Origin of the sequence: Thermobispora bispora DSM 43833 (assembly GCF_000092645.1) — a bacterium.
Classification (GTDB): Bacteria; Actinomycetota; Actinomycetes; order Streptosporangiales; family Streptosporangiaceae; genus Thermobispora; species Thermobispora bispora.
Window position 1 is genome coordinate 305,100 of record NC_014165.1, and the last position, 21,438, is coordinate 326,537.

At 72.3% G+C, this 21,438-nt stretch carries 23 protein-coding genes; 21 read left to right on the forward strand and 2 right to left on the reverse strand.

What is annotated here, in order from left to right:
* Window positions 1–165: 165 nt before the first annotated feature.
* The 13 genes from TBIS_RS01315 to ccsA all read left to right on the forward strand — a co-directional run bounded on the left by TBIS_RS01315 (window position 166) and on the right by ccsA (window position 14,051).
* Window positions 166–894: a redox-sensing transcriptional repressor Rex gene (locus TBIS_RS01315; RefSeq protein WP_013130524.1), complete on the forward strand. Its 729-nt coding sequence runs from the start codon at window positions 166–168 to the stop codon at window positions 892–894.
* Window positions 891–2,198, forward strand: coding sequence for a glutamyl-tRNA reductase (locus tag TBIS_RS01320; RefSeq protein ID WP_013130525.1), 1,308 nt, complete (start codon window positions 891–893; stop codon window positions 2,196–2,198). Before TBIS_RS01315 ends, TBIS_RS01320 begins: the two co-directional genes overlap by 4 nt.
* Window positions 2,195–3,106: a hydroxymethylbilane synthase gene (gene hemC, locus TBIS_RS01325; RefSeq protein WP_013130526.1), complete on the forward strand. Its 912-nt coding sequence runs from the start codon at window positions 2,195–2,197 to the stop codon at window positions 3,104–3,106. Before TBIS_RS01320 ends, hemC begins: the two co-directional genes overlap by 4 nt.
* Window positions 3,103–4,683: a bifunctional uroporphyrinogen-III C-methyltransferase/uroporphyrinogen-III synthase gene (locus TBIS_RS01330; protein ID WP_013130527.1), complete on the forward strand. Its 1,581-nt coding sequence runs from the start codon at window positions 3,103–3,105 to the stop codon at window positions 4,681–4,683. Before hemC ends, TBIS_RS01330 begins: the two co-directional genes overlap by 4 nt.
* 112 nt (window positions 4,684–4,795) lie before the next feature.
* Complete coding sequence (gene hemB, locus TBIS_RS01335; RefSeq protein ID WP_013130528.1) at window positions 4,796–5,782, forward strand: porphobilinogen synthase; 987 nt, start codon at window positions 4,796–4,798, stop codon at window positions 5,780–5,782.
* Between the two features lie 149 nt (window positions 5,783–5,931).
* Complete coding sequence (locus tag TBIS_RS01340) at window positions 5,932–6,576, forward strand: bifunctional DNA primase/polymerase (protein ID WP_013130529.1); 645 nt, start codon at window positions 5,932–5,934, stop codon at window positions 6,574–6,576.
* A gap of 91 nt (window positions 6,577–6,667) precedes the next feature.
* Window positions 6,668–7,966: a glutamate-1-semialdehyde 2,1-aminomutase gene (hemL, locus tag TBIS_RS01345; RefSeq protein ID WP_013130530.1), complete on the forward strand. Its 1,299-nt coding sequence runs from the start codon at window positions 6,668–6,670 to the stop codon at window positions 7,964–7,966.
* 343 nt (window positions 7,967–8,309) lie between these two features.
* On the forward strand, window positions 8,310–9,212 hold the full coding sequence (locus TBIS_RS01350) for a LysR family transcriptional regulator (RefSeq protein WP_013130531.1): 903 nt from the start codon (window positions 8,310–8,312) through the stop codon (window positions 9,210–9,212).
* A gap of 13 nt (window positions 9,213–9,225) precedes the next feature.
* Entirely contained in the window at window positions 9,226–9,882 is a 657-nt protein-coding gene (locus TBIS_RS01355; protein ID WP_050760391.1) for a histidine phosphatase family protein, read from the forward strand.
* A 294-nt stretch (window positions 9,883–10,176) separates the two neighbouring features.
* Entirely contained in the window at window positions 10,177–10,743 is a 567-nt protein-coding gene (locus TBIS_RS01360; RefSeq protein WP_013130533.1) for a TlpA family protein disulfide reductase, read from the forward strand.
* On the forward strand, window positions 10,736–11,467 hold the full coding sequence (locus tag TBIS_RS01365; protein WP_013130534.1) for a cytochrome c biogenesis CcdA family protein: 732 nt from the start codon (window positions 10,736–10,738) through the stop codon (window positions 11,465–11,467). Before TBIS_RS01360 ends, TBIS_RS01365 begins: the two co-directional genes overlap by 8 nt.
* Window positions 11,467–13,083: a cytochrome c biogenesis protein ResB gene (gene resB / locus TBIS_RS01370; RefSeq protein ID WP_013130535.1), complete on the forward strand. Its 1,617-nt coding sequence runs from the start codon at window positions 11,467–11,469 to the stop codon at window positions 13,081–13,083. Before TBIS_RS01365 ends, resB begins: the two co-directional genes overlap by 1 nt.
* Window positions 13,080–14,051 (forward strand): cytochrome c biogenesis protein CcsA, encoded by a 972-nt coding sequence (ccsA, locus tag TBIS_RS01375; RefSeq protein WP_013130536.1) that lies wholly within the window; start codon window positions 13,080–13,082, stop codon window positions 14,049–14,051. The genes resB and ccsA overlap by 4 nt, the downstream gene beginning before the upstream one ends.
* Window positions 14,052–14,637: 586 nt before the next feature.
* Here the strand turns inward: ccsA and TBIS_RS01380 are convergent.
* Window positions 14,638–14,946, reverse strand: coding sequence for a PLDc N-terminal domain-containing protein (locus TBIS_RS01380; RefSeq protein ID WP_041431095.1), 309 nt, complete (start codon window positions 14,944–14,946; stop codon window positions 14,638–14,640).
* Window positions 14,947–15,134: 188 nt separating this feature from the next.
* Between TBIS_RS01380 and TBIS_RS01385 the strand changes: the two genes are divergently transcribed.
* Together TBIS_RS01385 and TBIS_RS01390 are read left to right on the forward strand one after the other, a co-directional pair.
* On the forward strand, window positions 15,135–16,025 hold the full coding sequence (locus tag TBIS_RS01385; protein WP_083785192.1) for a hypothetical protein: 891 nt from the start codon (window positions 15,135–15,137) through the stop codon (window positions 16,023–16,025).
* Window positions 16,026–16,034: 9 nt separating this feature from the next.
* Window positions 16,035–16,271, forward strand: a complete 237-nt coding sequence (locus TBIS_RS01390; protein WP_013130539.1) for a hypothetical protein — start codon at window positions 16,035–16,037, stop codon at window positions 16,269–16,271.
* A gap of 227 nt (window positions 16,272–16,498) precedes the next feature.
* Here the strand turns inward: TBIS_RS01390 and TBIS_RS18440 are convergent, their stop codons facing one another.
* Window positions 16,499–16,720, reverse strand: coding sequence for a BldC family transcriptional regulator (locus TBIS_RS18440; protein ID WP_013130540.1), 222 nt, complete (start codon window positions 16,718–16,720; stop codon window positions 16,499–16,501).
* 259 nt (window positions 16,721–16,979) lie between these two features.
* Between TBIS_RS18440 and TBIS_RS01400 the strand changes: the two genes are divergently transcribed.
* The 6 genes from TBIS_RS01400 (at window position 16,980) to TBIS_RS01425 (ending at window position 21,434) form a co-directional block, all read left to right on the forward strand.
* Window positions 16,980–17,186, forward strand: a complete 207-nt coding sequence (locus TBIS_RS01400) for a DUF4229 domain-containing protein (protein WP_013130541.1) — start codon at window positions 16,980–16,982, stop codon at window positions 17,184–17,186.
* Window positions 17,187–17,584: 398 nt separating this feature from the next.
* Window positions 17,585–18,340, forward strand: coding sequence for a demethylmenaquinone methyltransferase (locus TBIS_RS01405; protein ID WP_013130542.1), 756 nt, complete (start codon window positions 17,585–17,587; stop codon window positions 18,338–18,340).
* Window positions 18,341–18,455: 115 nt separating this feature from the next.
* Entirely contained in the window at window positions 18,456–19,730 is a 1,275-nt protein-coding gene (locus TBIS_RS01410; protein ID WP_013130543.1) for a geranylgeranyl reductase family protein, read from the forward strand.
* Window positions 19,731–19,830: 100 nt separating this feature from the next.
* On the forward strand, window positions 19,831–20,193 hold the full coding sequence (locus TBIS_RS01415; protein WP_013130545.1) for an NADH-quinone oxidoreductase subunit A: 363 nt from the start codon (window positions 19,831–19,833) through the stop codon (window positions 20,191–20,193).
* Between the two features lie 3 nt (window positions 20,194–20,196).
* Window positions 20,197–20,748, forward strand: coding sequence for a NuoB/complex I 20 kDa subunit family protein (locus TBIS_RS01420; RefSeq protein WP_013130546.1), 552 nt, complete (start codon window positions 20,197–20,199; stop codon window positions 20,746–20,748).
* The gene (locus TBIS_RS01425) at window positions 20,745–21,434 is read left to right on the forward strand and encodes an NADH-quinone oxidoreductase subunit C (protein ID WP_013130547.1); all 690 of its coding nucleotides are present in this window, start codon (window positions 20,745–20,747) and stop codon (window positions 21,432–21,434) included. The genes TBIS_RS01420 and TBIS_RS01425 overlap by 4 nt, the downstream gene beginning before the upstream one ends.
* The last annotated feature ends 4 nt before the right edge of the window (window positions 21,435–21,438 follow it).

Sequence of the window (21,438 nt, forward strand, 5' to 3'; positions counted from 1 at the left end):
CTATTCCCTGGTGACCTGGGGGTTGGGCGGGCCCCGTGGTGCGGCGCACCATGGGGGTACCCCCCTGTGGGGACCGGTTCACAATGGCACTAATCTGATGAGGACGTAGCAATCACCCGGCCGGGAGCGCGCCCGGCCGTCCGTACTTTCGGGGAGCACCGCCACGTGATCCGCCGTACGCACCACGCACGTGACCGCGGCATTCCGGACGCGACCGTGGCGAGGCTGCCGCTCTACCTGCGCGCCCTCAACGCCCTGGCAGAGCGGGGCACGCTCACGGTCAGCTCCGAGGAGCTGGCGGCCGCCGCCGGGGTCAACTCGGCCAAGGTGCGCAAGGACCTCTCCCACCTCGGGTCGTACGGCACGCGGGGGGTGGGCTACGACGTCCAGTACCTGATCTATCAGATCTCCCGGGAGCTGGGGCTGACCCAGGACTGGGCCGTGGCGATCGTCGGTGTCGGTAACCTCGGGCGGGCCCTGGCCAACTACGGCGGGTTCGTCTCCCGGGGGTTCCGCATCGCCGCGCTGTTCGACGCGGACCCGGCGGTGGTGGGGGAGCGGATCGCGGGCCTGGTGGTCGAGCACGTCGACGCGCTGGAGTCGGTGATCAAGGATCGGGGGATCTCGATCGTGGTGATCGCCACTCCGGCGAGCGCGGCCCAGGACGTCTGCGACCGGGTCATCGCGGCGGGAGTGACCAGCATCCTCAACTTCGCCCCCGTGGTCCTCGCCGTGCCCCCGGAGGTCAACGTCCGAAAAGTCGATCTTTCGATTGAATTGCAGATCCTCGCGTTTCACGAGCAGCGGAAGGCTAATGGAGGGCCCATCATGGCCGATCAATGGCCGGACGAGGTCGGTCATGTTCGTGAGCGATCGATGGGAGCGGGCTCATGAGCATCCTCGTTGTCGGGCTCAGCCATCGCACCACGCCCGTCTCGCTCCTGGAGCGGGCGACGGTCAGCGGTGACGCACTGGTCAAGCTGCTCCACGACGTCCACCGGGACGAGGACGTGGCCGAGGTCCTCGTCGTCTCCACTTGCAACCGGGTCGAGGTCTACGCGCACGTCGCCCGGTTCCACGGCGGGGTGACCGCCATCACCGACGTGCTCGGCAGGCACTCCGGCCTCCCCCACGAGGTGCTCGCCCGCCACCTGTACGTGCACTACCAGGAGCGCGCCGTCCAGCACCTGTTCACGGTCGCCTGCGGCCTCGACTCGATGGTCATCGGCGAGCAGCAGATCCTGGGCCAGATCCGGTCGGCGCTCCGGCTGGCGCAGGAGGAGGGCACGGCGGGCACCGCGCTCAACGAGCTCACCCAGCACGCGCTCCGGGTGGGCAAGCGGGCGCGGACCGAGACCGCCATCGACCGGGCGGGCGCCTCCCTGGTCGGCGTGGGCCTCTCCCTCGCCGAGCAGGCGATCGGCCAGCTCCCCGGCAAGCAGGCCCTCGTGGTCGGCGCGGGTTCGATGAGCTCGCTCGCCACCGCCACCCTCGCCCGCGCCGGCGTCACCGGCATCGTCGTCGCCAACCGCACCCTGGAGCGGGCGGTACGGCTCGCCGAGTCGGTCGGCGGGCGGGCCGTCCCGCTCACGGGCGTGGCCGGGGAGATCGGCCGGGCCGACCTGGTGGTCTCCTGCGTCGGCGCCGGCACCTACTCGATCACCGAGGAGATGGTCGAGGCGGCGATGCGCGACCGCCGGTCGCCGCTGTTCGTGCTCGACCTCGCCATGCCGCGCGACGTGGACCCCGCCATCCGGCGGTTGCCCGGGGTGACGCTGGTCGACCTGGAGTCGATGCAGCAGGACGGCCTCGGCAGCGAGATCGACGGCGGCCGGGCCAAGGCGATCTGGGAGGTCAAGCAGATCATCGCCGAGGAGGTCGACGCCTACCTCGACTCCCAGCGGGCCTCGGTGGTGACGCCGACCGTGGTCGCCCTCCGGAGCAAGGCCGCCGAGGTGGTCGAGGCGGAGCTCGCCCGGCTCTGGTCCCGCATCCCCGACGCGGACACGCGCACGCGCGACGAGATCACCAACACCGTGCGGCGGGTGGTGGACAAGCTGCTCCACGCGCCGACCGTTCGGGTGAAGCAGCTCGCCACCTCTCCCGGCGGCGCCCAGTACGCGCACGCGCTGCGCGAGCTCTTCGACCTCGATCCCCAGTGCCCCGACGCGGTCACCGGGCTGGAGGTGGAGCGATGAGCGCCCCGCTGCGGCTCGGGACCCGCAAGAGCCTGATGGCGACGAGCCAGTCGCGGCGCGTCGCCGAGCGGCTCGCACAGGCCACCGGGCGCCGGTCCGAGCTCGTGGGGATCACCACGTTCGGCGACGTCTCCCGGGCCCACCTCACCCAGCTCGGCGGCACCGGCGTCTTCGTCAGCGAGCTGCGCAACGCGCTCATCGCCGGCGAGGTCGACTTCGCGGTCCACTCGCTCAAGGACCTGCCGACCAAGGGCGACGACCGGATCGTGATCGCCGCCATCCCGCCGCGCGACGACCCCCGGGACGCGTTCGTCGGCCGGGTGCCGTTCAGCGAGCTGCCGCCGGGCGCGCGGGTCGGGACCGGGTCCCCGCGGCGCATCGCGCAGCTCCGGATGCTCCGGCCGGACCTGGAATATGTCCCGATTCGCGGCAATGCCGACACTCGTCTGGGGAAGGTAACCTCAGGAGAGCTCGATGGAATCGTCCTGGCCGCCGCCGGGCTGGGCCGGATCGGCCGCGAGGAGGCGATCGCCCAGGTGTTCGAGGTGGAGCAGGTGCTGCCCGCCCCGGGACAGGGCGCGCTCGCCGTGGAATGCCGCGCCGACCGCGCCGACCTCATCGAGCTGCTGAGCGCGATCGACGACCGGGCGACGCGGGACGCGGTGACCGCGGAGCGCTCGGTGCTCGCCGCACTCGAGGCCGGATGCGCGGCACCGGTGGGCGCCCACGCCTCCGGTGACGGGAACGTTCTCAGCTTGACCGCGGCCGTCGTCTCCGTCGACGGCCGGCGATCGGTGCGCAAGTCAGTCTCCGGACCCGCGTCGGCGGCCATGGAGCTCGGCCGTGATCTCGCGGCCGCCATGCTCGCCGAGGGGGCCGGCACGTTGATGAGGGAGCAGGTCCAGTGAGCTCCGCGAACCACAGTCTGGAGGCCCAGTCCGGGTTCGTCGCCTTCGTGGGAGCCGGGCCCGGTGACGAGAACCTGCTCACGCTACGCGGCGCCGACCTGCTGCGGCGGGCCGACGTGGTCATCGCCGACCGGACGCTCCACGGCGCGATGCTGCGCCACTGCCGGGACGGCGCGAAGATCGTCGATGTGGGCGAGGACGGGTCGCCCGCGGTCGACGCGATCGAGGAGGCGAAGGCCGGGCGGACCGTGGTACGGCTCTGCCCCGGCGACCCGTCGTTCTTCTCGTCCGTGGCCGACGAGATCTCCGCGTGCGCCGACGCCGAGGTCGAGTTCGAGATCGTGCCCGGTGTCCCGCCCGCCACGGCGGTGCCGACGTACGCGGGCATCCCGCCGGCCTCCGGGGTGGCCGAGTTCCGGGTGGTGGACGCCACCAAGGTCGAGGACTGGACGCCCCACGCCTCCTGCGAGGGCACCTTAGTGATCTACCACGGGCTCGCCGAGGCGCCCGCGATCGCGAAGGCGCTGATCAGCGGGGGCAAGCCGGACTCGACCCCGGTCGCGGTGGTGCGCGAGGGCACGGTGACCGCGCAGCACACCGTGGTCTCCACGCTCGGCCGGCTCGGCCCCGACCTGAAGCGCGCGGACGTCTCCGAGCCGGCGATGATCGTCGTCGGGGACGCGGTGGGCATGCGCGACCGCATGTCCTGGTTCGAGACCAAGCCGCTCTTCGGCTGGCGGGTGCTCGTCCCCCGCACCAAGGAACAGGCCAAGGAGCTCACCGAGCAGCTCCGGGCGTACGGCGCGGTCCCGGAGGAGGTGCCGACGATCTCGGTCGAGCCGCCGCGCACCCCGCAGCAGATGGACCGGGCGATCAAGGGCCTGATCAACGGCCGTTACGAGTGGGTCGTCTTCACCAGCGTCAACGCGGTGAAGGCCCTGCGGGAGAAGTTCGAGGAGTACGGCCTCGACGCCCGCGCGTTCGCCGGCCTGAAGATCGCCGCCGTGGGCGACGCGACCGCGCGCTCCCTCATGGACTTCGGCATCCGGCCCGACCTGGTGCCGACCGGTGAGCAGTCGTCCGAGGGCCTGCTCGCGGAGTGGCCGCCGTACGACTCGCTGCTCGACCCGATCAACCGGGTGCTGCTGCCGCGGGCCGACATCGCGACCGACACGCTCATCGCCGGCCTGACCGAGCTCGGCTGGGAGTGCGACGACGTCACCGCGTACCGGACCGTGCGCGCCGCGCCCCCGCCCGCGCCCATCCGGGAGGCGATCAAGAGCGGCGGGTTCGACGCGGTGCTGTTCACCTCGTCGTCCACGGTGCGCAACCTCATCGGCATCGCCGGCAAGCCGCACAACGTCACGGTGATCGCCGTGATCGGCCCGCAGACCGCGAAGACCGCCCAGGAGTTCGGCCTCCGGGTCGACGTGATGGCCGAGAAGCCGTCGGTCTCCCTGCTCGCCGCGGCCCTGGCGGAGTACGGGGCCAAGATGCGGCAGGCGCAGCTCGCCGCCGGGGAGACGCCCCGCCGCCCGTCCCAGATGCGCAGGGGCGCCCGGCGCCGGGCGAAGTGACCGGGTGCCGCCCGCGCCGGGCGGGAACCGCGCGCCGCCCGCGCCCCGCCGGGATGAGCGGGCCGCCCCGGCGCGTTCACCCGAGCACGAGATCGTGATGAGTGGAGAGAGCATGAGCGCTCAGTTCCCGGTGGCCCGGCCGCGCCGGCTCCGCCGCACGCCGGCCCTGCGCCGGCTGGTGGCGGGGACCCGGCTGCACCCGGCCGACCTGATCCTCCCCCTCTTCGTCAAGGAGGGCATCGCCGAGCCGCAGCCGGTCGGCTCGATGCCGGGGGTCGTGCAGCACACCCGCGACTCGCTGCGCAAGGCCGTGACCGAGGCGGCCGAGGCCGGGGTCGGCGGGGTCATCCTCTTCGGCATCCCGGCGCACAAGGACGCCCGCGGTTCCGCGGCCGACGACCCGGAGGGCATCGTCCAGGTCGCGGTGCGGGACGTCGTGGCCGAGGTGGGCGACGCCCTCGTGGTGATGACCGACACCTGCCTCGACGAGTACACCGACCACGGGCACTGCGGCATCCTCACCGAGACCGGCGAGGTGGACAACGACGCCACGCTGGAGCGCTACGCCTCCGCCGCGGTCTCCCAGGCGGCCGCGGGCTCCCAGGTGATCGCGCCGAGCGGCATGATGGACGGGCAGGTCAAGGCGATCCGGGAGGCGCTCGACGCCAACGGCTTCGCCCACGTGCCGATCCTCGCCTACTCGGCCAAGTACGCCTCCGGTTTCTACGGCCCGTTCCGGGAGGCGGCCGAGTGCGCGCCGAGGTTCGGGGACCGCTCCGCCTACCAGCAGGACCCGGCCGGGCCGATCGACGAGGCGCTGCGCGAGGTCCGGCTCGACCTGGCCGAGGGCGCGGACGCCGTGATGGTCAAGCCGGCCCTGCCGTACCTCGATGTGATCCGCCGGGTGCGCGACGCGGTCGACGTGCCGGTCGCCGCGTACCAGGTGAGCGGCGAGTACGCGATGATCGAGGCCGCGGCGGCGAACGGCTGGCTCGACCGGGAGCGGATCATCATGGAGTCGCTGATCTCGATCCGCCGGGCCGGGGCCGACCTCATCCTGACCTACTGGGCGGCTGAAGTCGCGCGCCTACTATCCTGACGCTCACCCGGGAGTTCGCGCCGCCGCGGACGCGCACCGGGGCAGTGTCGGGAGCGTTTCGCCATCCTCTGCGGGGCGGCGAGAGCCGCAGCGTGCTCCCGTCGACCGCTGGGATGCGCCGAGAAGCTGCGTGCGTGGAGGAGCGCCGAATGGTGGGGGTACCCTTGGCCCGCCGGGTGAAACGGCGAGGGCATCGAAGGCCGCAGAAGATCACGGCCGTATTGGAGTACGCGCAGCTCGGGTGGGCCGCCTGTCCCGGGGCCCATCCCCGCGGTGAAGGGGGCAGGGCCTGTTCGTGTGACCGGATCGGCTGTCCCGACCCGGGAGCGCACCCGCTGTCGCCGGCCTGGCGGCTGCAGGCCACGACCGATCCGGCGCTGCTGACCCGGTGGTGGCAGCAGAACCCCGACGCGAACATCATCCTCCCCACGGGGAGGGTGTTCGACGTATTCGACGTACCGGCCTCCATGGGGTTGCCCGCGCTCGCCGCCATGGACGCCGCCCACGTGCACGGCCCGGTCGCTGAGAACGGCGACCGGGTGCTTTTTTTCGTCGCGACCCGCGGCGCGCCCGAGGACGAGGACGAGTGGTGGTCCTGCCACCTCGACGCCGACCCCGAGACCATCGAGAGCACGCCGGGGCTGCGCTGGCACTGCCGCGACAGTTACGTGCTCGCCCCGCCGTCCACCCGCGTCGACGGGGACCAGGTGCGCTGGATCCGGCCCCCCGACGGACGCCCCCTCCCCGACCCGCTGCGGGTCCTCGACCTGCTCGCCGACTTCTGCGACTCATGACCCTCGCCCGGTGACCGATGACCGGCGCCCGGTGACGCTCCGCGTGATCCCCGGTACGGCCCCCGCCCGGCCGGGCCCGTAATCTGGGGACGTGACTCGTACGCAGACCTCCGAGGCCCTGTTCGACCGCGCCAAGAAGATCGTCCCCGGCGGGGTGAACTCGCCGGTGCGGGCGTTCGGCGCCGTGGGCGGCACGCCGCGCTTCATGGCCTCCGGCGAAGGGCCCTACCTCGTCGACGTGGACGGCAACCGCTACGTGGACCTCGTGTGCTCGTGGGGTCCGCTGATCCTCGGGCACCGGCACGCGGCCGTGGTCCAGGCGGTGGAGGAGGCCCTCTCCCGCGGGCTCTCCTACGGCACGGCGACCGAGGGCGAGGTGCTGCTCGCCGAGGAGATCGTCTCCCGGATGCCGCCGGTCGAGAAGATCCGCCTGGTGAGCTCCGGCACCGAGGCCACGATGTCGGCGGTACGGCTCGCCAGGGGGTTCACCGGCCGGTCCAAGGTCATCAAGTTCGCCGGCTGCTACCACGGGCACGTGGACGCGCTGCTCGCCTCCGCCGGGTCGGGCGTCGCCACCTTCGGCCTCCCCGACTCGCCCGGCGTCACCGGGGCGGCCGCGGCCGACACCATCGTGCTGCCGTACAACTCGGTGGAGGCGGTCGAGGAGGCGTTCCGGAAGTTCGAGATCGCCTGCGTCATCACCGAGGCGTGCCCGGCCAACATGGGGGTGGTCCCGCCGGCCGAGGGGTTCAACCGGCGGCTGCGCGAGCTGTGCTCCGAGCACGGCGCCCTGCTCATCATCGACGAGGTGCTCACCGGCTTCCGGGTGACCGCCCAGGGCTGGTACGGCGTGGACCCGGTCGACGCCGACCTCATGACCTTCGGCAAGGTCATGGGCGGCGGGCTCCCCGCGGCCGCGTTCGGCGGCCGGGCCGACGTGATGGCCCACCTCGCCCCCGAGGGGCCGGTGTACCAGGCGGGCACGCTCTCGGGGAACCCGCTCGCCGTCGCCGCGGGCCTCGCCACGCTGCGCGCCTGCGACCAGGCGGTCTACGACCGCCTCGACCGGGTCGCCGAGACGATCGGCCGGGCCGCCTCCGAGGCGCTCTCCGCCGCCGGGGTGCCGCACCGGCTGCAGCGGGCCGGCAACCTCTTCTCGATCTTCTTCACCGACCGGCCGGTGGTCGACTACGAGTCGGCGCGCGCCCAGGACACCGCCGCGTACCGGGCGTTCTTCCACAGCATGCTCGACCAGGGCGTCTACCTGCCGCCCTCGGCGTTCGAGGCGTGGTTCGTGTCGGCCGCCCACGACGACGAGGCGGTGAACCGGGTGCTGGAGGCGCTCCCGGCCGCCGCCCGGGCCGCCGCGCAGGCCGCGCGGCAGGGCTGAGACCGAGCCCGGCCCGGATCCGGGTCCGCCGCCCGGCCGGCGGGAGGACGGAGGCCGGGCCCATCCCGGACCTGAGGGTTCCGTGCGCCGACGGCTCGCGGCCTGAGCCAGGACCCGGCCGGATCCGGGTCCGCCGGCGGGCCGCCGGGAGGACGGAGGCCGGGCCTGGACCTGAGCGTTCCGTGTGCCGGCGGCTCGCGGGCCGAGCCGGGGCCCGGCCCGGATTCGAGCGTTCGTGCCGCCGGCCCGAGGCGGGCCGGAGCCGTGGCATGCCCGGTCCGGGTGCTCCGTCCCGTGCCGCCCCGGCCGGGCCGTCGCCCGGGCGGGGCTCTAGCGTGTCCATATGCTGGATCTCAACCGGCTCCGGGCCCTGCACGCCGTCGCGGTCCACGGGTCGGTCGGGGCGGCGGCCGAGGCGCTCATGGTGACGCCCTCCGCGATCTCCCAGCAGCTCGCCAAGCTCGAGCGGGAGACCGGAACCGTGCTCCTCGAGCGGGACGGGCGCGGGGTGCGGCTCACCGACGCCGCCGGCCTCCTCGTCGAGCACGCCGAGCGCATCCTCGCCATGGTGGAGGCCGCGGAGGCCGAGTTCGCGGCGCTGCGCGGCAAGGTCGTCGGCACGCTCACCCTGGCGGCCTTCCCCACCGCGGCGCGGGGGATCCTGCCCCGCGCCCTGTCGATCCTCAAGCGGAACCACCCCGGCCTCGGCGTGCTGATCTACGAACGCGAGCCGGAGCGGCAGCTCCGCGAGGTGGCGCGCGGCGAGATCGACGTCGCCGTGGTCCAGGACTGGCTCACCCGGCCGATGCCGCTGCCGCACGGGCTGTCCCGGGCGGTGCTCCTCGACGACGTCGCCGACCTGGTGGTCCCGTCCGGGCACCCGCTCGCCGGCCGGCGGGCGGTGAGCCTCCACGACCTGCCGGAGGGGGACTGGATCAGCTCAGGGCCCGGCACGGTCTGCCACGACTTCCTGCTCTTCCTCCTCCGCTCCGTGGAGCGGGAGCCGCGGATCGTCTGCATGGCCGGCGAGTACCCGACCCAGCTCGCGCTCGTCGCCGCGGGCCACGGCTGCGCGCTCATCCCCCGGCTCGGCCGGGTGGCGCTGCCCGAGGGCGTCCGGGTGGTCCCCGTCGAGCCGCCCCCGACCCGCCGCGTCTACGCGGTCTGGCGCACCCGCGGCGGCCGCCGGCCCGCGATCCGGGCCGCGGTGGAGGCGCTACGCGGTGCCTGTGCCGAGGACGGGTAGGCTGTCGGGGACCATGTCAGAGCTCACCATCGTTCACCTGCTGCGCCACGGGGAGGTCCACAACCCCACAGGGGTGCTGTACGGCCGGCTGCCCGGCTTCCACCTCTCCGAGCTCGGCCGGCGCATGGCCGAGGTGGTCGCCGAGACCCTCGCCACCAGGGACATCGTGGAGATCCGCAGCTCTCCGATGGAACGGGCGGTGGAGACGGCCACGCCCACCGCGGAGCGGCTGGGGCTGAAGATTCAGATCGACGACCGGCTCACTGAGGCGTTCAACGTCTTCGAGGGGGTCCGGGTCGGCAACGGCACCGCGCTGCTGCGCGACATCCGCCGCTACCGCTACTTCCTCAACCCGTTCCGGCCCTCCTGGGGCGAGCCGTACGTCGAGGTCGTGGCCCGGATGAAGGCGGCCATCGACGAGGCGCGGGAGCGAGCGCGGGGTCATGAGGCGCTGCTCGTCAGCCACCAGCTCCCCATCTGGGTCACCCGGCTGGCGGCCGAGGGCCGGCGGCTCTGGCACGACCCCCGGCGGCGGCAGTGCGCGCTCGCCAGCCTCACCAGCTTCACCTTCGAGGGGAACCGCCTGATCAGCGTCGGCTACAGCGAGCCCGCCGGGGCGTTGCTGAAGGAGTCCGCGGCCGGGGAGGCCGGCCCCTCCGCGGGGGCGTGACGGCGCGGCCGCCCCTCCGGTGGCGCCGCCGAGGCCGGGAGCGCCCCGCCGCCATGCCCCCGCACGGAGGCCGCGAGGGCCCGACCGCCACCCCACATCGGGGCAGGCGTCCCACCGCCACCTCTCACAGCGGGGCAAGCGCCCCCACCGCCGTGCCCCGCGGCCGTGACCGCCGAAGGCCGCCGCGCCGGGCCGCCGCCGCGTCCCCGGCCGGCGCACCCGTGCGCGGAGCACACAGGCGGGATCGGTAGGCTTACAGCTCTACAGGGCGTCGTACAAGGAGATCGTCGTGCCGTGTCCGTCAAGCGCCTGACCGCGATCGTCGCTCTGGCCGCGGCCGCCCTCGCCGGATGCGCGGGAAGCGAGGCGGCCCAGCCCGGCATCGGCGAGACCCGGTTCGTGCCGGGTGACGGCCGGGTGCAGGTCTTCGACCCGGGGGAGCGGCCCAAGGCGCCGCAGATCTCGGGCCGGACCCTCGACGGTGAGACGGTCACCCTCACCCCGGGCACCGTCTACGTGCTGAACTTCTGGGCGTCCTGGTGCGCCCCGTGCCGGGCCGAGGCGCCCGTGCTCAAGGACGTGGCGGCGATCACCAAGTCCAAGGGCGTGCGGTTCATCGGGGTCAACTTCAAGGACCAGGAGGCGTCGGCCAAGGCCTACGACCGCGCCGTCGAGCCCGGGTACCCGAGCATCTTCGACAACGAGGGCAAGCTGCTCCTCGCCTTCCAGGGCACGGTCCCCCCGGCCGCCATCCCGTCCACGCTGATCATCGATGCGCAGGGCCGCATCGCCGCCCGCGCCCTCGGCGCCGTGAAGTACCAGGACCTCCTCGACGCGGTCACCAAGGTGAGCGATGAGTGACCTCGGCACGACCGTGGCGACCGGCTCGCTGCTCCTGGCGGTGCCCATCGCCGTCCTCGCCGGCGTGGTCTCCTTCATCTCCCCCTGCGTGCTGCCGCTCGTCCCCGGCTACCTGTCGTACGTCACGGGCATGAGCGGCGACCCCAGGCGCGGGCGGATGGTGCTCGGCAGCGCGCTGTTCGTGCTCGGGTTCGCCGCGGTGTTCGTGACCGGCGGGGCGTTCTTCGGCGGCGTCGGCGCCCTGCTCCTGGAGCACTCCGCCGTGATCACCCGGGTGCTCGGCGGGGTCACGGTGCTCCTCGGGCTCGCCTTCCTCGGGGCGATCCCCGGGCTCCAGCGCGACCTGCGCATCCACCGGCTGCCGTCGGCCGGCCTCGCCGGCGCGCCGCTGCTCGGCGTGGTCTTCGGGCTCGGGTGGACGCCGTGCATCGGCCCGACGCTCGCCGTGGTCCTCACGCTCTCGGTCGACCAGGGCAGCGCCGGTCGCGGGGCGCTGCTCGCCTTCGCCTATGCGCTCGGCCTCGGCCTGCCGTTCGTGCTCGCCGGGCTCGCCTACCGCAGGGCGCTGTACGCGATCAAGGCACTGCGCCGCCACACCGTCCTCATCACCCGGATCGGAGGCGCCATGCTCGTCACCGTCGGCCTGCTGCTCGTCACCGGGTGGTGGGGAGGCCTCGTCGCCCAGCTGCAGGGGTGGGTGGCCGGATTCGAACCGGTGATCTGATGACGGAGCCACAGGAGACCGGGACCGCCACCGCGGTCGAGAGCGAACCGGAAGCGCCCCACCGGCCCGCCGGGCTCGGGCTGATCGGCTGGCTGCGCTGGGGCTGGCGGGTGCTCACCTCGATGCGCACCGCCCTGATCCTGCTCTTCCTGCTCGCGCTCGCCGCGGTTCCGGGATCGATCTACCCCCAGCGCGGCATCGACCCGGACCAGGTGGCGCAGTACTTCAGCAGCCGGCCGCAAGAGGCCGAGTGGCTGGACCGGCTCTGGCTGTTCGACGTCTACAGCTCGCCCTGGTTCGCCGCGATCTACCTGCTGCTGTTCATCTCGCTGCTCGGCTGCATCGTCCCCCGGCTCGCCCGCCACGCCGGGGAGCTCCGCCGCAGGCCTCCCGCCGCCCCGCGCAACCTGCTCCGCCTGCCGTACGGGGAGGAGTTCGAGGGCGACCTCACCGTGGCCGAGGCGGCGGCGCTGCTGCGGAAGCGGCGGTTCCGGGTGACCACCGGTCCGGACTGGGTCGCCGCCGAGAAGGGCTACCTGCGCGAGACCGGGAACATCCTCTTCCACTTCTCCCTCGTCGTCCTGCTCTTCGCGTTCGCCGGGGGCGCGCTGTACGGCTACCGCGGCAACGTGGTGGTGGTCGAGGGCGAGAGCTTCGCCAACACCGTGGCCGCCTACGACCGGTTCATGCCCGGGTCCCGGGTGACCGCGGAGTCGCTCCACCCGTTCTCGTTCACGCTCAAGGACTTCCAGGTGACCTTCATCGCGGCCGGGGAGCGGACCGGGCAGGCGCTCGACTACCAGGCCGCGCTCACCGTCCGGGACGCGCCGGACGCCCCGGCCCGCGAGGCCGTGCTCAAGGTGAACCAGCCGCTCGAGGTGGGCGGCACGCAGACCTACCTGATCAGCCACGGGTACGCCCCGACCTTCAAGGTGACCGACGGCAAGGGGCAGGTCGCCTGGGAGGGGCCGGTGCCGTGCCTGATCAGCGACCGGGCCACCTACGCCTCCGAGTGCGTGATCAAGGTTCCGGACGCCCGGCCGGAGCAGCTGGGCTTCCTGATCCGCTTCCTCCCCACCGGGGTGCAGGCGGGCGACGCCTGGGTGTCCGCCTTCCCCGGCACGGTCAACCCGGTCGCCCAGGTCTTCCCGTTCGCCGGCGACCTCGGCCTGGACTCGGGCGTGCCGCAGTCGGTGTTCCAGCTCGACACCACGAAGATGCGGCCCCTGGGCAAGATGACCGCGCAGCCGAAGCCGCTCAGCGTCGGCGAGACCCTCGAGCTCGCGGACGGCGCGGGCACGATCCAGTTCACCGGGGTGAAGGAGTGGATCAGCCTCCAGGTCAGCCGCGACCCCGGCCGGCTGCCGGCGCTGCTCGCCGCCACCGCCGCGGTGCTCGGGCTGGTGCTCTCCCTCACCGTCCGCCGCCGCCGGATCTGGGTCCGGGTGAACGACCGCCGGATCACGGTGGGAGGATTGGAGCGCACCGATGGCGGTGCCGCGGCGTTCGCCAAGGAGTTCACCGAGATCGTCACCGCGCTGCGCGCCGACCGCGTCGGCCCGACACCCCCATCACCCACGGCGCCTCCGCCCGCCGAGCATGAGGAGGAGCGATGACGCCCCTGGTCAACGAAGAGCTCGCCACGTTGAGCGACCAGCTCACCCTGGTGGCGGTCCTGCTCTACCTCGTGGCCATGATCTGCTTCGCCCTGGACCTCGCCTTCGGCCGGATCCACCCGGCCTCAGCGGTCAAGGCGCGCGAACCCGTGGCGGTGGGCGCCGGCGGCGGGGGGCCGTCATCCGGTGAGCCGGGGGAGGCCGCCGCCGCGGGCGGCGCGGCGACGGCCGAGGGCGCGCCGTGGGCGGCGAAGGCCGGCCTCGCCGGGATCGCGCTCACCTGGATCGGCTGGGCCGCCCACCTCGCGGCGATCGTGACCCGCGGCCTCGCCGTCGACCGGTGGCCGTGGGGCAACATGTACGAGTTCGTGGTGGGGCTCTGCCTGGCGGCCGTCACCGCCTTCCTCGTGCTGCTGTTCCGCCACCGGATCCGGTTCCTCGGCGCCTTCGTCACCCTCGCCGCCGCCCTGGGGCTCGGCTTCGCCGTGCTCTTCCTGCACGTCCAGGCGGGGCCGCTCATGCCGGCCCTCCAGTCCTACTGGCTCGCCATCCACGTGTCCGCCGCGATCGTGGCGAGCGGGCTGTTCACGGTCGCCGGGGTGAGCGCGATCCTCTACCTGGTCCGCAAGGACCGCCCCTCGGTGCTGCCCACCCGGGAGGCCCTGGACACGGTCGTGCACCGCGCGATCGTGATCGGCTTCCCCATCTGGACCTTCGCCGTGATCGCCGGGGCGCTGTGGGCGGACCGGGCCTGGGGCCGCTACTGGGGCTGGGACCCCAAGGAGGTCTGGTCCTTCATCACCTGGGTCGTGTACGCCGCCTACCTCCACGCGCGGGCGACCGCGGGCTGGAAGGGCAAGGCCGCCATCATCATCTCCTTGGTCGCCTTCGCCTGCCTGCTGTTCAACCTGATCGGCGTGAACATCTTCTTCCCCGGTCTCCACTCCTACAGCGACATCCCGCGCTGACCGGGGGCCACGGTTCCCCGGGGTCGGTCAGGCGGGGCGGGCGGCCGACATCCCGCGCTGACCGGGGGCCACGGCATCCCGTGCTGACCTGGGGCGCGGCATCCCGTGGTGACCGGGTGCTCCGGCGTCGCGCGCCTGGTGCATGATGCCGCGGCGGCACCGCGGCGTCCTGCGCCGGCCGGGTGCGCCTTCCGCATCGACCGGGCGGGGCTCCCTACCGGGTGTGGCATCTCACCCCGACCGGCCCGCTCGGCCGCGTGGCGTGCGGCCGCCGCCACCGGGCCGGGTTCCGCGCCCGCCGGACGCGCGCGCCGTACGGGGACCGCCGGATCGTGCGCGCCGTACCAGGCCACCGGTCGTGCGGGCCGTGCCGGCGCGGGGTCGTGGGCCGTACCGGGGCCGATCGTGCGGGCCGTAGCGGGATGCCGGATCGCGGGGCGCGGTCGAGGTCCCGCCGGGCGCCGGGCACGGAGCACCCCGTGGCCGGGGCCGGAACGGCGCGGCCGGAGCGGAGAAACGGCGGCCGGAGGTGCGAAGCGGCCGGAAGCGGCACCGCCCGCCGGCGCCCCGGCGGCGGGCGGTGAGGTCACTCCTCGCCGCGGAGCCGGCGGTCGAGCGAGCGGAGGAACTCGGGGTCGTCGTCGGGGCCGATCGGCCGCCCAGGCTGCGGCTGCTCCCGCCATCCAGCGCCGGCGGCCGGGTCATGCCAGGCGGGGGCCTGGGGGCGCCCGAACAGCAGCCACAGCAGGCCGCCCAGGCCGGGGAGGAGGGCCACGATGATGACCCACGCCGCCTTCGGCAGGTTCCGCACCTCGTGCCACGGCGTCGTGATGACGTGGAACAGGCAGAAGAGCCAGAAGGCGAGCAGCACCAGACCGGAAATCACGGAGGGCATGCCCACAAGGTAAGCCATGCGGAGGGGTGCTGCCGCCGGAGGCCATCGACTTCTGTCCGCGGCGCCGGGCCACGCCCCGGTGAGTCCTCGGTGTCCTGCGCGCTCGATCCGGCTGACGGCGCCGGTCAGGCGTCGTACGGTGGTCCGGTACAGGCTGCGGGAGAACTCAGCGTCATGAGTGGGGTGTGATGGCTGAGCGTGGGGAAAGGGGCCGGCACCGCCGGGTGTCCCGGTGGTGGCGGTGGGGACCGTACGCGTCGCGGCGGAGGCTGGAGGCGACCGAGCGGTCACCCGAGCGTTCTCCCGAGCGGATCGCCGAACGCCGGCCGGAGCGCCGCCCGGAGCGTTCGGTGGAGCGGGTCCACGCGGCGACCGCGCCGGTGGTGCACGACCGGCCGAGCTACACCTGGCGGGACTTCGAGCTCGACGACCGGCCGATGCGGGCCGAGCCGCACCCGCCGGACGCACCGGACCTCCGGGACGGCCGGCGGCACTGCGGCCCGCTGGAGCGCATCCTCCACCGGCAGTGGGACGCCGCCGAGGGGCCGCCCTCGATCGACGCGGTGCACGCCGTCGACAGCCTCGCCCGGCTGCCCGACTTGATCAAGGTCAAGCTCGCCGACGGCCTGGCGGGGATCTACATCGGCGCGGGCGGGGTGCCCGACCTGGACGACATGGGCTACCTGCGCGGGGCGCCGCTGCCCTCCGGCCAGGGGACCTGGGACATCTGCGCCGGCGCCTACGGCGACAGGAAGATCGTCGTCGGGGACCGGCCCTCGCCGACCCCCGACGTGATGCTGCACGAGGTCGGCCACGCCCTGGACGACGTGGACGCGACGCCGCCCTGGGAGTGGGTGTCGGACTCGCCGGAGTTCGCCGCCCTCTACGCGGAGTGCGTGCCGTTGCTCGCCTCGTCGTTCCACCGGCAGCCGGGCGGGCTCGGCCGGAAGGAGTTCTTCGCCGACGCCTTCGCCGCGATCGCCTCCCGGCAGCGCCCCGCCCTCGTGGACATGCTCAGCGGCCACACCAGGGCCGCGCTCAACGTCATGCTGTTCTTCAACCGGCGCTATGGGATCTAGGTGGTTCGGATGTTCGTGATCCGGCTCGGTGACGGGAGGCTCCGCGTCCCCCGATCACTCACGAGCGCCGACGGGCGCTTGATCGGCAATGCCTATGTCGAGATCGCGCCCGGCGAGCCCGATTACGAGCGCTACCTCAGCGAAGCGATCACCGAGGAGGAGGCCGCCGAGCGGCGCCGCCGGTGGCGGGAGGACAACGACGAGCTCGAGCGGGTCTTCCAGGCGTTCAAGGCGGAGCAGGAGTGACCGCCCGGCGCGGAGCGGGAGCGGCCGCCCGGCGCGGGGCGGGCGTGACGGCCTGGCACAGGGTGGGGACCGCCGGGCGCGGAGCGGGCGTGCCGGCTCCGCGGGCCGAGGTCACACCGGGACAAGGCAGGACGTTCCGGGTGACCTCGACGACGCGGGCAGAGGAAATCGGGTGACCCTGCGCCCGGGGTGATGCGCAGAGTCACCTGTCCTTGCATGCCGTACGTTCACACGCGCGGTGAGTCGCCGTTCTGGCGTTCGGCCGACATGACGTCCTCACCGCGTAGGAGGGCGTGCACCTCCGACTCGCGGAATCGCCGGTGCCCTCCGGGGGTACGGATGCTGCTGATTCGGCCTGCGGCGGCCCAGCGTGTCACCGTTTTCGGGTCGACCCGGAAGAGGGCGGCAACCTCTCCGGGGGTCAGCAGTCGCTCGCTGCTACTCTCCACAATCTCTCCCCCTCGCGTCCCGCGTCCTGCAGCGGGCGGACAGGTAACCAGTCTGCCGAGCGAAGCCTGATTTATCCGTGGTTTCCGGCGAAGATCACGGGTTGTTACCGGCTCAGTGCCCGATTGTTATATGATAGAGCCTCTTTGGTACTCTCATGGAGGTTTCTTTACAAATCCACCTTGTTGTGAACACTAGCAGTACCAGCGCTCGATGCGAAGAGAGATGGGCGTCACGACAGGATGACGTAACCTCAAGGGTGTGCACCCGCTAGTCGTTTACACGCTTTCCAGGTTCGGGCTCTTCCTCGTCACCCTAGGGGTCCTCTATCTCGTCGGCATGCGCGGCTTCTGGCTGCTCATCCTGGCTTTCCTGGTGAGTGGATTGGCCAGTTACGTTCTGCTGTCGAGACAGCGCGACGCAGTGAGCGAGCGTATCGTCCGCAAACGCGAGCGCAGGGACGGCTAGGCCAGACGGGGCGTGTCAACGTGGGCATCGTACTCACGTCCAGTGGCCGCTGTGGCGCTTCTCACCAAATGGTTTCCAATACTTAGCAGTAACGTCTTTACCCGGTTTCCGCTTTGCCGGGCGCGTTCCGGCGGCTCGCCCGAGCCGGGCGCAGACCGGCCCGGACCGGCCCTTACACCATTTCGCCGCAGGTCAACGGGGTTAGGCGGGGGGATTCCGGCGCATTGCACGCCCGCCCGGAGACGCCAGGCGTGAGAGCGGGGCAGCGGGCCACGGCCCAGGCGTCCGCGCATCGCTCGATCCCCACCTTCTAAGAGACGGTGTAATCGCGTAACTACATTACGCACACGGCCCCGGCATGGTGAGGTCTCGCCGGCGCCGCCGCTTAGGCTTGCCGCATGACGCGCGCATCGCTGGACAAGCAGCCCCGCGAGGTCGCCGCGATGTTCGATCGCACGGCCAAGCGGTACGACCTGGTCAACACCGTGCTCTCCCTCGGGCAGGACCGGACGTGGCGGAGGGCCACCGCGGCCGCCATCGACGCCGGGCCCGGGGAGCTCGTGCTCGATCTCGCGGCCGGCACCGGCACCTCGACCGACGCCTTCACCATGTACGGCGCCCGCGCCATCGCGTGCGACTTCTCCCTCGGGATGCTGCGCACCGGCGTGGCCCGGCGGGGCGGTTCCGGCCTGTACGGCGGGGGCGTCCGCGGGGTCACGTTCATCGCCGGCGACGCCCTGCGCCTGCCGTTCAAGTCTGAAACTTTCGACGCGGTGACGATCTCCTTCGGGCTGCGGAACGTGGCCGACCCCGCGCAGGCGCTGCGGGAGATGCTCCGGGTGACCAAGCCCGGCGGACGCCTCGTCATCTGCGAGTTCTCCCGGCCGCCCGCCCGCTGGTTCGACCTCGTCTACTCCCAGTACCTGATGCGGCTGCTGCCGCTGGTCGCCCGTCTCCTCAGCTCCAACCCGGACTCGTACGAGTACCTCGCCGAGTCGATCCGGGCCTGGCCGGACCAGGCGGCCCTCGCGAAGCTCATCCACGAGGCCGGTTGGGAGAAGGTCGCCTGGCGGAACCTCACGTTCGGGATCGTCGCCCTCCACCGCGCGTTCAAGCCGGGGCCCGGCGCGGCCCGGCCCGGGGACGCCGTTTGACACCGGGCGGTGGGGATGGGATTAGACTTTGCGCGGACGTTTGTGAAGGTATTCACAAAGGCACGAAGGTCCCGTACCTCTTAAGGATCTTCTCTTCCCAGCAGGACAGGTCCCCGTGAGCGAGCAGACCCGGGCGGAGCGGAGCACGGCCGACGCCGACGTGATCGTCGTCGGCGCGGGCCCGGCCGGCTCGACCGCGGCCTTCTACCTGGCCAAGGCCGGGCTCGACGTGCTGCTGCTGGAGAAGACCCGGTTCCCCAGGGAGAAGGTGTGCGGGGACGGGCTCACTCCCCGGTCGGTCAAAGAGCTCGTCGCGATGGGCGTGGACATCGACGCGCCCGGCTGGATCCGGAACCGGGGCCTGCGGGTCTACGGTGCGGGCCTCCGGTTCGAGCTCGACTGGCCGCAGCTCACCAGCTACCCGGACTTCGGCCTGGTGCGCACCCGGGCCGACTTCGATGAGATCCTCGCCAGGCACGCCGAGCGCGCCGGCGCCCGCCTGCTCGAGGAGACCAACGTCACCGGGCCGGTGCTCGACGAGCGCAGCGGCCGCATCACCGGGGTGACCGCCAAGGGCGCCGACGGCGCGCCGCAGACCTTCCGCGCCCCGCTGGTGATCGCCGCGGACGGCAACTCCAGCCGCCTGTCCATCGCCATGGGGCTGCACAAGCGGGCCGACCGGCCGATGGGCGTGGCGGTGCGCACGTACTTCCGCAGCCCGCGCCACGACGACGACTACCTGGAGACCTGGCTGGAGCTGTGGGACGGGGACCGGCTCCTGCCCGGGTACGGCTGGATCTTCGGCGTGGGCGACGGCACCTGCAATGTGGGGGTCGGCCTGCTCAACACCAGCGCCGCCTTCAAGAACGTCGACTACCGCGACCTGCTCCGGCGCTGGGTCAAGGGCATGCCGGCCGAGTGGGGCTTCACCGAGGAGAACATGACCGCCCCGATCAGGGGCGCCGCGCTGCCGATGGCCTTCAACCGGCAGCCCGCCTACCGCCGGGGCCTGCTCCTCGTCGGCGACGCGGCCGGAGCGGTCAATCCGTTCAACGGGGAGGGCATCGCCTACGCCATGGCGACCGGCCGGATCGCGGCCGAGACCATCGTCCAGGCGCTCGCCCGCCCCACCCCGGCTCAGCGAGAGCGCGTTTTACTCTCCTACCCGCGTATTCTCAAGGAGGAGTACGGCGGCTACTTCACCCTCGGCCGGCTGTTCCTGGAGGCGATCGGCAGGCCGGGCGTGATGAAGTTCGCCACGCGGCACGGGCTGCCACGCCCGACCCTGATGAGGTTCGCCCTCAAGCTGCTGGCTAATCTGACAGACCGGCGGGGTGACGTCTCCGACCGCATCATCAACGCGCTGTCAAAGGTGGCTCCGTCCGCATGACCGAAGCAAATTGCAACCCTTACGCGACCGTGAAGGCGGCCGCTGAGCCCGGCGCTATTGTGAACGTTCGTTTCCATCGAGTGTGCGAGGACATGTAGCGATGGAGCTCTACGTGCCGATCCTGGCGCTCGCGATCCTGGCGGCGGGGTTCGCCCTGCTGTCCGTGAGCGTCATCGCCCCCTTGACCGGGCCGAAGCGCTGGAACCGGGCGAAGCTGGACTCCTACGAGTGCGGCATCGATCCGACTCCGCAGCCGGTCGGTGGCGGCCGCTTCCCACTGAAGTTCATGGTCACCGCGATGTTGTTCATCGTGTTCGACATCGAGATCATCTTCCTCTATCCGTGGGCGGTCGCCTTCGACAAGCTGGGCGTGTTCGGTCTGGTCGAGATGGTGCTGTTCATCGTCACCGTTCTCGCGGCGTACACCTACGTCTGGCGCCGGCGCGGCCTCGATTGGGACTGAGCCATGGGTCTTGAAGAGAAGCTCCCGAGCGGTTTCCTCCTGACCACCGTGGAGAAGGCGGTCGGGTGGGCACGGAAGAACTCCGTCTGGCCGGCGACGTTCGGCCTCGCCTGCTGCGCGATCGAGCTGATGGCGACCGGCGGCCCCAAGCATGACCTCGCCAGGTTCGGGATGGAGCGCGCGTCGGCCACGCCGCGCCAGGCCGACCTGATGATCGTGGCGGGCCGGGTCTCGCAGAAGATGGCCCCGGTGGTCCGCCGGATCTACGACCAGATGGCGGAGCCCAAGTGGGTGATCGCCATGGGCGTCTGCGCCTCCAGCGGCGGCATGTTCAACAACTACGCCGTGGTGCAGGGCGTGGACCACATCGTCCCCGTCGACGTCTACCTCCCGGGCTGCCCGCCGCGGCCGGAGATGCTCATCGACGCCATCGTCAAGCTGCACGACAAGATCCAGAACATGAAGTTCGGCGCGCACCGCGCCGCCCAGCTCGAGGAACTCGAACGCCGGGCACTGCGCACGCTGCCGCTGATCGAGCAGGGGGCGGGCAAGTGAGCAGCAAGAACCTTCCCGAGGTACCGGACGGCGCGAACGCCGACATGGCGAACTGGCCGGTCGTGCGGACCGGCATGTTCGGTGTTAAGGGCAGTGGCGACACCTCCGGCTACGGCCGCCTCGTGGTACGGCGCCCGCCCAAGTCCTCCACGCCGCGGCCGTACGGCTCGTACTTCGACGAGGTGGCGGACGCGCTCGAGGCGCTCTGCGGGGACGCCATCGAGCGGGTGGTCGTGGACCGGGGTGAGATCACCTTCCACGTGCGGCGCGAGCGGCTGGTCGAGGTGATGCGCCACCTCCGCGACGACCCGCGGCTCCGGTTCGAGCTCTCGCTCGGGGTGAGCGGCGTGCACTACCCCGACGACGCCGGTGCCGAGCTCCACGCCGTCTACCACCTCTGCTCCATCACCCACAACCGGCGCATCCGGGTCGAGGTCTCCTGCCCCGACTCCGATCCCCATATTCCCTCCACGGTTTCGGTCTACCCCACGCACAACTGGCATGAGCGGGAGACCTACGACTTCTTCGGGATCATCTTCGACGGCCACCCCGCGCTGACCCGGATCGAGATGCCCGACGACTGGGAGGGCCATCCCCAGCGCAAGGACTACCCCCTTGGCGGGATCCCGGTCGAGTACCGCGGAGCCACCACGCCCCCGCCGGACCAGAGGAGGTCGTACTCGTGAGCAC